This is a genomic window from Parabacteroides sp. ZJ-118 (assembly GCF_011038785.1).
Classification (GTDB): Bacteria; Bacteroidota; Bacteroidia; order Bacteroidales; family Tannerellaceae; genus Parabacteroides.
In genome coordinates, this window is sequence record NZ_JAAKDT010000056.1 from 1 (window position 1) to 15,085 (window position 15,085).

The 15,085-nt window shown below is 46.4% G+C and carries 13 protein-coding genes; 4 read left to right on the top strand and 9 right to left on the bottom strand.

Annotation, left to right across the window (positions count from 1 at the left end; all coding sequences use genetic code 11):
• The first annotated feature begins 148 nt into the window (after positions 1 to 148).
• The 4 genes from G7Y39_RS12325 to G7Y39_RS12340 all read left to right on the top strand — a co-directional run bounded on the left by G7Y39_RS12325 (position 149) and on the right by G7Y39_RS12340 (position 5,399).
• A complete protein-coding gene (locus tag G7Y39_RS12325) occupies positions 149 to 2,179 on the top strand; it encodes a transketolase (protein WP_165157751.1) in 2,031 nt (676 codons plus the stop codon).
• A gap of 2 nt (positions 2,180 to 2,181) precedes the next feature.
• Complete coding sequence (gene rpiB, locus G7Y39_RS12330; protein WP_165157752.1) at positions 2,182 to 2,613, top strand: ribose 5-phosphate isomerase B; 432 nt, start codon at positions 2,182 to 2,184, stop codon at positions 2,611 to 2,613.
• 199 nt (positions 2,614 to 2,812) lie between these two features.
• Positions 2,813 to 4,906, top strand: a complete 2,094-nt coding sequence (locus G7Y39_RS12335; RefSeq protein WP_165157753.1) for a DNA topoisomerase 3 — start codon at positions 2,813 to 2,815, stop codon at positions 4,904 to 4,906.
• 1 nt (position 4,907) lies between these two features.
• The gene (locus tag G7Y39_RS12340) at positions 4,908 to 5,399 is read left to right on the top strand and encodes an NUDIX domain-containing protein (protein WP_165157754.1); all 492 of its coding nucleotides are present in this window, start codon (positions 4,908 to 4,910) and stop codon (positions 5,397 to 5,399) included.
• Positions 5,400 to 5,564: 165 nt separating this feature from the next.
• On the opposite strand, the gene glmM is transcribed toward G7Y39_RS12340, so the two are convergent.
• The 9 genes from glmM to G7Y39_RS12385 form a co-directional block, all read right to left on the bottom strand.
• Positions 5,565 to 6,953, bottom strand: a complete 1,389-nt coding sequence (gene glmM / locus G7Y39_RS12345; protein WP_165157755.1) for a phosphoglucosamine mutase — start codon at positions 6,951 to 6,953, stop codon at positions 5,565 to 5,567.
• Entirely contained in the window at positions 6,950 to 7,555 is a 606-nt protein-coding gene (locus G7Y39_RS12350; RefSeq protein ID WP_165157756.1) for a DUF4827 family protein, read from the bottom strand. The genes glmM and G7Y39_RS12350 overlap by 4 nt, the downstream gene beginning before the upstream one ends.
• Positions 7,556 to 7,607: 52 nt before the next feature.
• Positions 7,608 to 8,657 carry a bifunctional oligoribonuclease/PAP phosphatase NrnA gene (locus G7Y39_RS12355; RefSeq protein WP_165157757.1) on the bottom strand — a complete coding sequence of 350 codons (1,050 nt, stop codon included), beginning with the start codon at positions 8,655 to 8,657 and terminating at the stop codon, positions 7,608 to 7,610.
• A gap of 51 nt (positions 8,658 to 8,708) precedes the next feature.
• Complete coding sequence (locus G7Y39_RS12360) at positions 8,709 to 9,653, bottom strand: ComEC/Rec2 family competence protein (RefSeq protein ID WP_241160049.1); 945 nt, start codon at positions 9,651 to 9,653, stop codon at positions 8,709 to 8,711.
• 360 nt (positions 9,654 to 10,013) lie between these two features.
• Complete coding sequence (gene rpe / locus G7Y39_RS12365; protein ID WP_165157759.1) at positions 10,014 to 10,664, bottom strand: ribulose-phosphate 3-epimerase; 651 nt, start codon at positions 10,662 to 10,664, stop codon at positions 10,014 to 10,016.
• A gap of 78 nt (positions 10,665 to 10,742) precedes the next feature.
• Positions 10,743 to 10,916, bottom strand: coding sequence for a hypothetical protein (locus tag G7Y39_RS12370; protein WP_165157760.1), 174 nt, complete (start codon positions 10,914 to 10,916; stop codon positions 10,743 to 10,745).
• Positions 10,917 to 10,991: 75 nt separating this feature from the next.
• Entirely contained in the window at positions 10,992 to 11,585 is a 594-nt protein-coding gene (locus tag G7Y39_RS12375; RefSeq protein ID WP_165157761.1) for an RNA polymerase sigma factor, read from the bottom strand.
• Between the two features lie 205 nt (positions 11,586 to 11,790).
• Positions 11,791 to 13,401 carry an OmpP1/FadL family transporter gene (locus G7Y39_RS12380; RefSeq protein ID WP_165157762.1) on the bottom strand — a complete coding sequence of 537 codons (1,611 nt, stop codon included), beginning with the start codon at positions 13,399 to 13,401 and terminating at the stop codon, positions 11,791 to 11,793.
• Between the two features lie 30 nt (positions 13,402 to 13,431).
• Entirely contained in the window at positions 13,432 to 14,721 is a 1,290-nt protein-coding gene (locus G7Y39_RS12385; RefSeq protein ID WP_165157763.1) for a hypothetical protein, read from the bottom strand.
• Between the last annotated feature and the right edge of the window lie 364 nt (positions 14,722 to 15,085).

The following is a 15,085-nucleotide window of genomic DNA, read 5'->3' on the forward strand; positions in this document are numbered from 1 at the left end:
TCAACTATAAAGTTACGAAAAATTCGCCACTTGACCATCTTTTTAGGCGACTATTTTACTGATAATCAAAGGGTTTAATGTGTTTTGTAGCATATCTGCCAAGAATCAAAAAATTAACGAACTATTGATAAATAATTCATCTGATAAAATGAACGATATTCAAGTAATGAACAAAGCAGCTGATAACATCCGTATACTGGCTGCGTCGATGGTGGAGAAAGCGAACTCCGGGCACCCGGGTGGCGCTATGGGTGGTGCAGACTTTGTCAACGTACTGTTCTCAGAGTTCTTGGTATACGATCCCAAGAATCCCAAATGGGAAGGGCGCGATCGTTTCTTCCTTGACCCGGGGCATATGTCTCCGATGCTTTATTCCGTACTGGCTTTAAGCGGCAAATTTACATTGGATGAACTTCAACAGTTCCGCCAATGGGGAAGCGTTACTCCGGGACATCCCGAAGTAGACGTTATGCGGGGTATCGAAAACACGTCCGGCCCGCTGGGGCAAGGACATACTTACGCGGTAGGCGCAGCTATCGCGGCTAAATTCTTGAAAGCACGTCTGGGTGAGGAAGTAATGAGCCAGACTATTTACGCATATATTTCCGATGGAGGTATCCAAGAAGAGATCTCACAAGGAGCCGGACGTATCGCCGGGACTTTAGGACTGGACAACCTGATCATGTTCTACGATGCGAACAACGTACAGCTATCGACCAAGGTAGAAGAGGTCGACGCGGAGGATGTAGCCCTGAAATACGAGGCTTGGGGCTGGAAAGTCATTCAAATAAACGGTAACGACGTAAACGAGATCCGTAAGGCTTTGAAAGAGGCTAAGGCCGAGATCTCCAAACCGACTTTGATCATTGGTAACACCGTTATGGGCAAAGGCGCTGTTGGCGCAGATAACAGCTGTTACGAGAATAGGGTATCTACTCACGGACAACCTTTATCCGCGGCAGGCGCTTCCATCGCAGGCACGATCAAGAACCTGGGCGGCGATCCGGAACATCCGTTCTCGATCTTCCCGGAAGTAGCGGAATTATATGCCAAACGTGCGAAAGAACTGGAAGCAATCATCGCCGAGCGTTACGCTGTGAAAGATGCGTGGGCGAAAGCTCACCCGGACTTAGCCGCCAAGATGGAGCGATGGTTCTCCGGGAAGGCTCCTCAAATCGACTGGGCCGCTATCGAGCAAAAAGCGAACCAAGCGACGCGTGCCGCTTCCGCTACCGTATTAGGCGTGCTTGCTACCCATGTAGAAAACATGATCGTCGCTTCCGCCGATCTCTCCAATTCCGATAAGACAGACGGCTTCTTGAAAAAGACCCACGCTTTCGCGAAAGGCGACTTTAGCGGAGCTTTCTTCCAAGCGGGTGTAGCGGAGCTTTCGATGGCTTGTATCTGTATCGGTATGTCTCTACATGGTGGCGTGATCGCCGCTTGCGGTACATTCTTCGTATTCTCCGATTATATGAAGCCTGCGTTACGTATGGCCGCATTGATGGAGCAGCCCGTTAAATTCATCTGGACACACGACGCTTTCCGTGTCGGAGAAGACGGGCCCACACACGAGCCGGTAGAGCAAGAAGCTCAGGTCCGTTTATTAGAGAAATTGAAGAATCATAAGGGACGCAACTCCATGTTGGTACTTCGTCCGGCAGACGTTGCGGAGACAACAGTCGCATGGAAACTGGCGATGGAGAATGTTTGTACGCCTACCGCATTGATTCTTTCCCGTCAGAATATCACGGATCTTCCTGCGAAGGGGAACCGCTATCAAGAGGCCTCGCAAGCGGAGAAGGGTGCCTATATCGTCAACGAAGACGCTGACGCGGATGTCATTCTTTTAGCCTCCGGTTCCGAGGTGTCGACTTTGGTCGAGGGCGCCGCCTTACTTCGTGCCGAGGGTATAAAGGTTCGTATCGTTTCCGTGCCTTCCGAAGGGTTGTTCCGTTCACAAAGCAAAGAATACCAAGAATCCATTCTTCCCGCAGGAAGCAAGATCTTTGGCCTAACCGCCGGTCTTCCGGTTAATTTGGAAGGTTTGGTGGGTTCTAACGGCAAGATATGGGGACTTGAGTCCTTCGGGTTCTCCGCTCCTTACAAGGTATTGGACGAGAAATTAGGCTTCACGGCCAAGCATGTTTATAACCAAGTAAAAGAATTATTGGCATAAAGATGGGTATAGTAGGTTTGTGTAGCGATCACGCTGGTTTTGAGTTGAAAGAATATATAAAGACAATCCTCGACGCACGGAGATTGTCTTATAAAGATTTCGGGACTTATTCCTCTGACAGTTGCGATTATCCGGATTTCGCCCATCTGATGGGCAAGGCCTTAGAGGCCGGCGAGGTTTATCCGGGGATCGCTGTTTGCGGTACGGGAAATGGCATTAGCATGACCTTGAACAAGCGCCAGGGTATCCGTGCCGCCTTATGCTGGCGAGAGGATATCGCCAAGCTGGCACGTGAGCATAACGACGCGAACGTATTATCAATGCCCGGTCGTTTTATCAGCAAGGAGGAGGCTAGGAGAATCGTTGAAATATTCTTGGATACACCTTTTGAGGGGGGTCGCCACCAACGTCGTATAGATAAGATTCCTTTGTAAAGTCCGCGGGAAGTTCTATATTCGTCTTGCCGACATTTGCGGGAGATACCCGCAAGCGGTCAAGAGTCGTCAGACGGTGGTGGTTTATCAAGCGACAGAAATTCATGCCATACTCCTTGTTGACAAAATCCGGCTTCTTTGCTCATTCGGAAATAATCCCGTACTTTTGTCTGTTCATTTAAGAAAGTATGATGTATTGATGAAAGTATGTATCGCCGAAAAGCCGAGTGTGGCCCGGGAAATCGCGGAAGTATTGGGGGCGACCCAACAAATGAATGGGTATATCGAAGGAAACGGATACCAGGTAACCTGGACATTCGGGCATTTGTGTACCCTGAAAGAACCACATGAGTACGCAGAGAGCTGGAAACGCTGGAGTCTGAGTTCGCTACCGATGATCCCGCCCCGGTTCGGTATCAAACTCATCGAGAATCCTACGTACGAGCGACAATTCAAGGTAATCGAGAGCCTGATGCGGCATGCCGAGATGGTCATCAACTGCGGCGATGCCGGCCAGGAGGGAGAGCTGATCCAACGCTGGGTCATGCAAAAGGCGGGTTGTAAATGCCCCGTCTACCGCCTTTGGATCTCCTCGCTTACGGAAGAGACGATCCGGGAAGGTTTCCAAAAACTAAAAGAACAGGAGGAATTCAACAGGCTCTATGAGGCCGGGTTATCCCGCGCCATCGGCGACTGGTTGCTGGGGATGAACGCCACCCGCCTTTACACCTTGCGCTACGGGCAGAACCGGCAGGTATTATCGATCGGACGCGTGCAAACCCCGACGCTCGCCCTGATCGTAAACCGGCAGGCCGAGATCGACCATTTCAAGCCGGAACCCTATTGGGAATTAAAGACCGTTTACCGAAATACGACTTTCTCCGCTACGAAAGGCAAGTTCGCGCAGAAAGAGGAGGGCGAGGCCTTCCTGGAGAAGGTAAAGGAACAGGATTTTACGATCACCCGTATCACCGAGAAGCGAGGGAAGGAATTCGCCCCTCGCCTGTTCGACCTGACCTCGTTGCAGGTGGAATGCAACAAGAAATTCGCGTTTACGGCGGACGATACGCTGAAGCTGATCCAATCACTCTATGAGAAGAAGGTGACCACCTACCCGCGTGTAGACACGACTTTCCTTAGCGAGGATATCTATCCGAAAGTCCCCAACACCTTGAAAGGGCTGGTCAATTATACGGAGCTTACCGCCCCTTTGACGCGTCAAAAACTGCCGAAGAGCAAGAGGGTGTTCGATAACTCGAAGGTTACCGATCACCACGCAATCATCCCGACCGGAGTCCCCGCCCGCAACCTTACGGATACAGAACAGAAGGTGTACGACTTGGTAGCCCGTCGTTTTATCGCCGCTTTCTATCCGGATTGCGAGATATCGACCACTACGGCCTGGGGTCAAGCGGACAAGGTGGAATTCAAGGCGATCGGAAAGCAAATCCTCGAACCGGGTTGGCGTGTCGTATTCGGAGCCGAGCCGAAAGGCTCGGAGGCTGAACCGACCGAGGAGGAGAGCGTATTGCCCGATTTCGCGAAAGGAGAAAGCGGCCCGCATAAACCGATCTTGAAAGAGACTTGGACCCGTCCCCCCCAGCCCTATACGGAAGCTACTTTATTGCGAGCGATGGAAACCGCCGGTAAATTGGTGGATAATGACGAGCTGCGGGATGCCCTGAAGGAGAATGGTATCGGCCGCCCCTCTACCCGTGCGGCGATCATCGAGACCTTGTTCAAGCGGAATTATATACGGAAGGAGCGCAAGAATCTTTATCCCACCGCTACCGGCGCGGAATTGATCGGAACGATCCATGAGGAACTACTGAAAAGTGCGGAGCTGACGGGTCTTTGGGAGAAGAAGCTTCGCCAGATCGAGCGGGGGACTTATGATGCCCGTACTTTCCTGGATGAGTTGAAGCAGATGGTAAACGAGGTCGTCATCAACGTCCTTTCCGACCCGACCCGACGAACGATCACGATCGAGGATACGTCTAAAGCAACTAAAGAAGAAGCTCCCAAGGACAAACCCAAGGAGAAAAAGGAGAAGAAACCCCGCAAGCCTCGCGCCCAGAAAGAGAAAACGGAGACTGCTCCTGAATTGGAGCTTCCATCAACGGATAAGCCCGTTTGCCCCCTCTGTCACCAAGGTGCTATCCTCCGGGGCAAAACCGCTTATGGCTGCTCCGAATACAAGAACGGATGTACATTCCGCTTGGATTACGCCACGTATGGAAATCATTTAACGGATGAGGAGTTAGGTGCGGTTATCAGTAAATTAAAGTCTTGATATGAGAACAGAATGGTTTCCTTTGGTAAACGAGGAGGGTAGAACGATCGGGAAAGCTACTCGCAAGGAATGTCATAGCGGAAGTAAGTTGCTACATCCCGTAATCCATTTACATATCTTTAATAAGGATGGAGATCTCTATCTCCAAAAACGTTCCATGAACAAGGACATACAACCGGGTAAATGGGACACGGCCGTAGGTGGACATATTGATTATGGAGAAAGCGTGGAGGAGGCCCTGCGCCGTGAGGCTCGTGAAGAATTGGGCATTACTGATTTCACGCCTGTCTTCATCAAACGTTATCTATTCGAGTCTTCTATAGAGAAGGAATTGGTAAACACTTTCCGAACCACTTATGATGGCCCCATCACCCTTGATCCTGAGGAACTGGCCGGAGGACGTTTCTGGCCGATCAAAACAATCAAGGAGAATCTAGGAGAAGGCGTATTCACGCCTAATTTCGAGAAAGAATTCACAGCCATTTTCCTGTAAATAAAACGCTCACACCAGATAAAATTATTATTCAAGAGCCTGTCCATTCTTTATAGAACATTGTTCCATCCTACAGATCACGCCGTGAACCGTACAGATCATGGCATGATCTTTACAGACCACATCATGGTCTGTAAAGCCCACGGAGTGGTCCGCAGAAAAAGCTTATTTACACATCTCGTTGATGACCTGTATCAACCGGCCGCCCAATTCCTCAGCCTCCTCCATCGTAGGAGCCTCCGAGTAGATACGGATGATCGGTTCCGTATTACTCTTACGCAAATGCACCCATTTATCCGGGAAATCAATCTTCACGCCGTCGACATCCGTAATATCGTATGGAGAGAACTTCTCTTTTACTTTCGCTAAGATAGCGTCCACATCAATCTCCGGCGTTAACTGCACTTTTTGCTTGGAGATGAAACACGGAGGATAAGAAGCCTTCAACTCGCTCGTCTTCATCTTCTTCTTTGCTAGATGAGTCAAAAACAAAGCGATACCTACCAAAGCGTCGCGTCCGTAATGGCTAGCGGGATAGATCACTCCACCGTTGCCCTCACCACCGATCACGGCATTCGTAGCCTTCATCTTGGCAACCACATTCACCTCGCCTACAGCGGCGGCATTATATTCGCAGCCATGAGCACGGGTAACATCGCGAAGCGCACGGCTTGAGCTCAGGTTACTTACTGTATTACCCGGCGTATGGCTTAATACGTAATCACTGACAGCGACCAAGGTGTATTCCTCGTTGAACATCTCGCCATTCTCACAGATAATCGCCAAACGGTCTACGTCCGGATCTACCACGAAGCCGACATCCGCTTTTGCGTGTCCCATCAAATCGGAGATCTCCGTCAAGTTTTCCGGAATAGGTTCCGGATTATGAGAGAAGTTTCCATGAGGAGCGCAATGCAGCTTGAAGATTTCCTTCACGCCCAGCGCATATAATAAATCCGGGACCACGATGCCCCCCACGGAGTTCACGCAATCGATAGCTACACGGAAGTTGGCGGCCTTGATAGCCTCCACGTCCACGAGATCCAGATTCAAGACACTCTCGATATGTTTTTGCTTATAAGTCGCATTCGGGATTACCTTGCCCAGATGATCCACGTCGGCGAACTCGAAGTCTTCGGAGGCGGCGATGCGTAATACCTCAGCCCCCTCAGCGGCATTCAGGAATTCACCTTTCTCGTTCAAAAGCTTCAAGGCATTCCATTGCCTCGGGTTATGACTGGCGGTAAGGATAATACCTCCGCAAGCCCCTTCCATAGCTACGGACAACTCGGTAGTCGGAGTCGTAGCCAGATCAATATCCACCACATCGAATCCCATACCGGTAAGCGTTCCTAGGACGACCTGCTTTACCATCGGACCGGAGATGCGTGCGTCACGCCCTACAACGATCTTATTGGTCTCCACTTTTGTGTTTTTGCGGATGAATGTGGCATAAGCGGCCACAAACTTAACAATAGCTAACGGATTCAATCCGTCTTCCGGGCTACCGCCTATCGTACCGCGAATACCGGAAATAGATTTAATTAGTGTCATAAGTTTTCTTCAAATATATATTCTAGAATTTCATAATATACAGGCTGTCCTTTACCCTGATCTACATATGTACCTCTTTTAAAAGGAACTATCAATTTCACTTTGGCTTTATCTCCCACATACTTCAAAGGCTCTTGCAAGCCTTCACTTATCAAATACTGCTTTTCCATGCTTGCCGAACTAGCATAATCTCCATAAGTGAAAGGATAAGGATCTGTACCATTACTATGTGGACCATAGTTAGGTCTGATCGTATTATCAATAGACCATAAACAATAAGCCGTACTCCAAATATAAGCCGAATCCATAGGATAACTAACTACACAACGATATAACATTTTCGTTCCATATTTAGCCCTTTGATTTGTACCTTTATCTATGATATTCAAGTACACTCCATTTTCCAATTCAACAAATTGGTTCTCCTTAAACACACTGTCTTCCGGAAAATCTTTCAAAATCTCAAAATCATTCTCATCGATCAAACGCTCGATCGCCTTTTTCTCATCTTTCAACATATCCGTGTACGACTTTGTCTTGCTACAAGAAATAGTAACCAACGCAGCACACAGAATCAACAGGATATTAAAATCTTTCTTCATTTGTTAGTCTTTAATTGAATGAATCGCAAATGTAAATAATCTTCGTCAAACCTTACGCGTGTTTGCCTAAATCTTCTGATTTATTAGGATCAAATTCCTGTAAACCTTTCTCAAACATGGCTACGGCCTCAGACAAAGAGCCATAGAACTCACCTCCGGACGCGTTTTTATGTCCACCCCCGTTGAAATAAGTAGAAGCAAATTGGTTACAAGGGAAATCTCCCACCGAGCGGAGTGAGATCTTTATATAATCGCTGTCCTCACGAATAAAAACACTAAAGCTTACGTTCTCTATGCTTAACGGCAAGTTCACGAAGCCTTCAGTATCTCCTGTTCGATACTGAAAACGATCCAGCTCCTCTTTCGATAACGTGATAAGAGCCGCCTGTTGTTCCGGATAGACCCGCATCTTCTCATACAACACATATCCCATCATACGTAAACGGCACTCGGAATAGACCTGATTCACATTACGATAGATCAAATCCTTATCAATCCCCTTCTTGATCAATTCGCTGACAATCGCGTAAATCTCCGGTTTATTCGAATTATAGGTAAATGATCCCGTATCCGTCATCATACCCGTATAGATACAAACGGCGGCATCCCGGTTCAATAAATCAAACATTCCCATACGACAGATAAAACGGAAGATCATCTCACTGGTAGAAGACATCTCCGGATACGACATCGTCACACAGCAAAAATCAGCGGGGCTCAGATGATGGTCGATCATCACTTTGCGGCCTTCCGAGGCGATCACCGCCGGAGCCAGTTTCTCGATACGTTTGGGTTCATTGAAATCGAGGCAGAAAATAACATCCGCTTCCTTGATCAATTTCTCGGCGAAATCCTTATATTTCTCATGGACCACGACATCCTTAGCGCCCGGCATCCATCCATAAAAAGAGGGAAACGCATTCGGTACCACCACCGCCACATCATCCTTGCCGTAAGCGGATAGAAAATGATATAAACCAAGGGATGAACCTAATGCGTCGCCATCTGGCGAGACATGCGTCACAATAACAAAACGCTCGCCCTTCTCTACGTATCTTTTGGCTTTCTGAATCGTCTCTTCTTGAATGATTTTAGTGATCATATAATCTCTTTGTTTTCACCCCAAAGGTACGACTTTTTTAGTTTCCGGCTATCAAAAACGTTCAATAAGGATCTTTACAGATATGACCAACAAAAGGGTTAAGGCGGTCAACAAAACTTTGGGCTCCCGTATCTTCATATATATCAAGCATAAAACAAGAAAACCATAACCTCCTAGCGTCTCAAAGAGGCTAAAATGCCCCGTAATCGTCGCATAAGGCAGCGCGCTAAACACGTCCACGACCCTTACCATGCCATGAACCAGCCCTTCCACGATCTTCTGTATCCAGTCATATCCATAGAAATCCACCGGATAGCCTAACCACAAAAAGGTAAAAGGAATCAAAAACATAGTCAAGAGAGTGACCGGCAGATTCGTAAACAAGAAGACTGTCGAAAATTGTCCGAAATAATAAAAACAGAGCAAAGCAGTCCCTATCTGCGCAGCTACAGACACTGTAATCCATTCCCAAGGCATGGCCAACAAAGGATTTCTCACCACTATCCATTCCTTGAAACGAGGCACTAGGAATAAAATGAAAAACACAGCCAAATAGCTTAACTGAAAACCGACATCAAACAGATAATACGGATTATAGGCCAGCATACAGAAAGCGGCGGCGGCCCATGTATTATATCCATCCGTAATACGCCTAAGCGCCCTTCCTGTTAAATACAAAGATAGCATCAAGGCGGCCCGTACCGCCGATGGCGCTAATCCCGTGATAAAGACAAACCCCCAAAGACTTCCCACCAGAATGAGATAACGGACCCAACGTCCTATCCCCCATCTGGGCATAAACGAGCAAAAGAAAGATAAGAATCCACAAATCACGGCAACATGAAAACCGCTCACCGCTAATATATGAGACACACCCGCCAAAGAGAAGCGCCTTTTCGTGTCCCGGCTCATCGCTTTCTTATATCCTAATGTCAATGTTGCCAAAATAGATTTCTCCTCATCAGACAAACGCAAACGATCAAATGTATTTACCAAAGAAGATTGAGCCTTGGTAGCCCATAAATCTAAAGAAGAGGCAGGCTCATTTACAAACGTTATACGCCGGTCACTATACAAACAGACTTCAACCGCCAAACATACAATCAAAACAGAGACTATAGCTCCCCATATCCAACGGAAATCGTATCGCAACTCAGCAGGCTCTCGCCCCCACGATAGCCCCAGAAAAAGAAAAACCAAAGCAAATAAAACCCCTAAAACATATAGAAGCAAAGAGGTTGGTAAAAACGCATAGCATAAAATTCCGGTTATCCATAAAAAAAGCGGTCGTACAAAAGGCCGCTTTTGTATTTCCTCAATCATAACAGGTCGGTTTTGGTGATGTATTAATTTCTTTTACAAAGCTTTCAAGTCTTTGATCGTTTGCATCGGATCTGGAGATTTGAACACGAAATTACCGGCGACTAACACATCGGCACCTGCGTCTACCAAGCGCTTTCCCGTCTCTAAATTCACCCCTCCATCTACCTCAATCCATGTATTCAGCCCCTTCCGGTCTATCATTTCCCGTAAACGGACCACCTTATCTACGGAATGCTCAATGAAACGTTGACCAGCAAATCCCGGATTCACGGACATCAATAGGACCATGTCCACATCTTGGATAATATCTTCTAACAAACAGATCGGCGCATGCGGATTCAAAGTGACACCCGCCTTCATGCCCGTTTCTTTTATCGCCGCTACCGTCCGATGTAAATGGGTACATGCCTCATAATGCACGTTCATCATATAAGCTCCCGTAGCCGCCACTTCAGGGATAAACTTCTGGGGCTCCACGATCATCAAGTGCACATCCATCGGCTTTTGGCATATAGGCTTTAACGCATTAAGTACCGGAAAACCAAACGAGATATTCGGAACGAATACCCCATCCATAATATCCAGGTGCAACCAATCGGCACCACTTTTATTAATCATCTCCACCTCCTTCCGCAAATCCAGGAAATCAGCGGAAAGCAGAGAAGGCGCTATCAAATGCTTCATAATCTTGTCTTTTGTTTTTACAAAAATACACAAAAAAAGAAAGAGAACCCAATAATATAGATTCTCTTTCCGTAATTCTTAGTTCAACACATACCCGCAGAACTCCGGACATACAGCCGGTTCCGCTTGATAAGCCCTCGCAAACTGCTTCAAGAAATCTATCGTTTGCTTCCGAGGCAAACTTTTTACCTCCGGGGCACTTTTCATCTTTTTCTCCAAATCATCCATGCATCGCGTAGAAAACTTCCTCATAGGCACCTTTGTTTTTATCTCGTTTGCTAATAAAACGTAGGGACCTAAGACTTATTGCACGGAAAGAAAATTATTTTACACCATAGATAACTCGATACGGTTCTCATCGGCCATACGACGCATATTCAAGATCGCGTAACGCATACGCCCCAAGGCCGTATTAATGCTAACTCCCGTGATATTGGCGATCTCCTTGAAACTAAGATCCTGATAGTAACGCATCTCCAAAACCTCACGCTGGCTATCCGGCAAATGCTTTACCAATTTCCTCACGTCAGCCAATACTTGACGGCGCACGATGTGATCCTCTATCGTACCATCGCAAAGCTTGATGTTATTAAACAAGTCGATTTCTACCTCATCATTCGAGACCGTGTTTTCGCTACGTTCCTGACGGAAATTATCGATAATCAAGTTATGGGCAATACGAGTGATCCATGCCTTAAACTTGCCGTTCTCGGTATAGCGACCTTGTTTTATAGTCATGATAACCTTCACGAAGGTCTCCTGAAAGATATCCTCCGTAAGCTCTTTGTTACGTACTATGAAATAAATGTAAGTATGAATGCTACTCTTGTATCGATTTAATAAAATATCGAAAGCGGCATTATTACCTTCTGCATAAAGGACAACCAACTCCTCATCGGTCATCATTTTTAAAGTCTTCATTACCTTCACATTTTTAGTTTATTCGAGTAATGTTTATGCTATAGGCGATGGGGTTTAATCGTTATACAATGTTATTTACGGAAGCAAAAGAACAAAAAATATTTTAAACCAACAAACATTTCATTTCAAATTATAAAAAGAATGTCCCCTGCCCGCACCTTTAACGTACGAACAGGGGACTTTACTGATCTAAAATATCTGCATATTAGAACTTATACCCTACGGTCAAAACTACACGAGTCGTGTTTGTTTTCATCGTGGCGGGTTGAGCTTCGAGGAATGGTTCCGGATCATCTCCCGCAAACATATTAGAGAACGTGTAAACATCTTCCTTATGCGTACGGAATACACAGGCCAAGTCCGTATAAAAGTTCGGGGTGAAGCGATAACCGAGACCTACCGTATAACTCATGACCCCTTTATCGATCGTATAATTAGGAATCGTACCTACCGTAAAAACCTCTCTCTCTCCATTCTTCAACTTATCCTTGATCGGACTATCGCTGTAAGCGGCACCTGCTCTTACGGCGAATTGAGGAGTAACCTTTACTTCTGCACCTACACGGATCGTATTCATTGACTTGAAATTATCCGTTATATCTTGGTTGGTATACACATTACTGCTACCATCCGTTTGATACATACGCATATTCTTATAATTCATCAACTCATAATCAACGCTTATCAAAGCAGTTGTACCCAAGATAGCGGCGGCACTAAAGATCCATTTATCCGGTGAACGGAATTCATAGTCATAATAAGCATTATCAGGAGTAGCGGCATCCAGTTTACGCTCCGTCATCTCCCCTGTATCCATAAAAGTTAGATAAGAACCGGCCTCACCATAATAACGATCCGTCATCTTATACCACGTAGGTGAATTATAAGCCACACCCAGGCGAAGAAAGTCAGCAGGACGAACGATAGCACCCACATTAAACGAATACCCGGCACCATCCGTATCCAAGTAATTATCTAGGTATAAATTATTGCCGTTCGTGAATTCCTCATCATACGATGACTGATATCGATAGTTCAAATCCGTAATCGCGACTGTAGCGCCAAGCATCACAAGTTCCGATATATTTATACCGAAAGCCAAGTCGTATTGATCCACGGAACCTCGCTCTGAAACTTTTAGTTGACCTCCTTGCAATAAATATGGACTCCATTGACCTTCCGCGTCATTATCTCCGAACGCACTATAATACTCTTTATCATTATCATTATATGAATCCATATAACCAGCATTGTATCCTAGAATAGACAGCCAGTCACCTAAGTCTTGGTTATTATAAGGATTATAGTCTTTACCCTCTCCTAATAGTCCGCTAGGCATTCCTGCCGCACGCATGGCCACATAATCAGAAAGAGAAGTATTCAAATCCCCCCCTGTAGCCATCGTATAGTTTCGGCTATAATTCTTCAAGCGATTATAAGAGAAACCAACGTTCCAGCTCACAATGCCCTCATCATTCGCTGTCGGGAAATATCCTACGTAAGCGATATTATCGAAACTCACCTTCGTACGGCTGTTATCCACCTTCGAACCAAGCCAATCGGTCTTCACGGAGGTCGAAGACAAACTCAATGTCGTAACCACCTCCGAACTTTTGTAAATCGCCAAACCTGCAGGGTTTGTACTCATAGCGGAAATATCACCACCTAGCGCACCAAAAGCGCCACCCATTCCTAAATAACGGGCCGTACCATTCAAATCCGTCCGGGAATACTTGAAGGCATCCAACTGTGACTGTGAAAAAGCGGTGCCCCCACACAAGGCAAGCACCGACATTATAATTCCTATCCTTTTCATCGTATCTCTAATTTTATCAACCTAACACTTTTACCTGCGACCACCACCGGCACGGCCACCTCCACCGCCAACAGAGCCTCCACTGGAACGCCCTCCACCAAAGCTACCGGACGAAGAGCCTACCGAACTACTACGGGAGGGAGAGGAACTTCTAAATTGGCTGGAAGAAGAACGACTATTTGAAAAATCGCTACTGCCTCTGGAAGAAGAGCGTGTTACCGGAGCTGAATATTGACGTCCGGAAGAAGATGCGGCTCCAGAACTACTTCTAGAAATCCTTGTTCTCGCCGAGCTATTACTTATCCCCGAGCTACTTCTTGTCGTTGTCGAATTTCTAACAGAAGAAGAGGAGCGACGTCCCGCACCGGAGGAGATGGCAGATTCCCTACGAGTAGATCCCGCACGCCCATTACTCAAAGAGCTTGAAGATGACGGTCTTGTAGTCGAGCCAGAATTCCTCAAGGAAGAAGAGGAACCGCTTCGCCCGCTCGTATAACCGGAACTTCTGCCTCTCGCATAAGAACGATTGTCTCGATAAGAGGAACGTCCGTTTGAATAATGCCTACTCGGAGTCGAGTAGTAGCCGGGATAGTAATGGTGGTGATAGCCCCAATAGCCACCCCAATAGCCACCACCCCAACCCCAAGATGGGCCATACCATGGATCGTACCACGGACTATAATAGCCGGCATAAAAGCCTCCCCAGCCCCAGCCGAATCCCCAAGACGAGCCATAGAAGCGAGGGGAATAAATCCACCAAGGGCTATAGCTATAGAACCAGGGATCGTACCAACCCATGTACCAAGGCGAGTACCAACCGTTGCCGATATTGATATTAAAATTCACATTCGCACTACCGTTCGAGTAATCCGTATCATAGCCGTAAGCATAATATCCGTCACTCAGATACAAATCGACCTGATCCGCCCCGGCGATCGTAATCTTACTCGGCGAATGATAACGAATGATGCGTTCCGTATATTCAGTATCCGAACGACGTTCGGAAAAAGACTTGTTCTCATCACTATCCTCATAGACAACGGAATCTTCCTCACGATAAGGCTCCTCCACCTCGACTGATGTATAACGGCGGTTATATTCATCTACATCCCAGCTGTCCGAAGAAGCTTGGCTCTCGGCTGTCGCAACCAGAGTTCTAGACTCTTGTTTCGGCTGAACAACCTTTTTCTCTTCAACCTGTTCCTTCTTTTTCTTGTTTTTGGAAGAGAAATACACATCATCAAAGAACTCCTCCTGAGCCACAGCGCTAAACGCAATCAGAAGCATCATCACTAAAGATGTTAATTTCATGGGTTTCATATTTGTTTCTCCTCTACGTTAAATAAATATTTTTCTCTTTTCTTGTTTGACACCCTTTTATGCGAAGGGTTTAAACGCTTTTTAGTTTTATAACAAAAAACTCAACACAATGTATGTACAAATATAAGTAGTTCATACAAATGAACTAAGATTTTATATACTTTAACTTATAAAACTGACACATTCATCGTTATCTAGTAAGCGTCCAAGCACAGCCGGACGAAATTGCAAATCACGGATTCAATGGCTGTTAGCTTCTATCCCCTGATTTTGTTTTCATTAAACATTTAGTATTTATTAGTACTCAAACCCATGTTCATGGGGAGCATGCTGCTGTAATCGGTGCACCCGCGCACGATTTTGG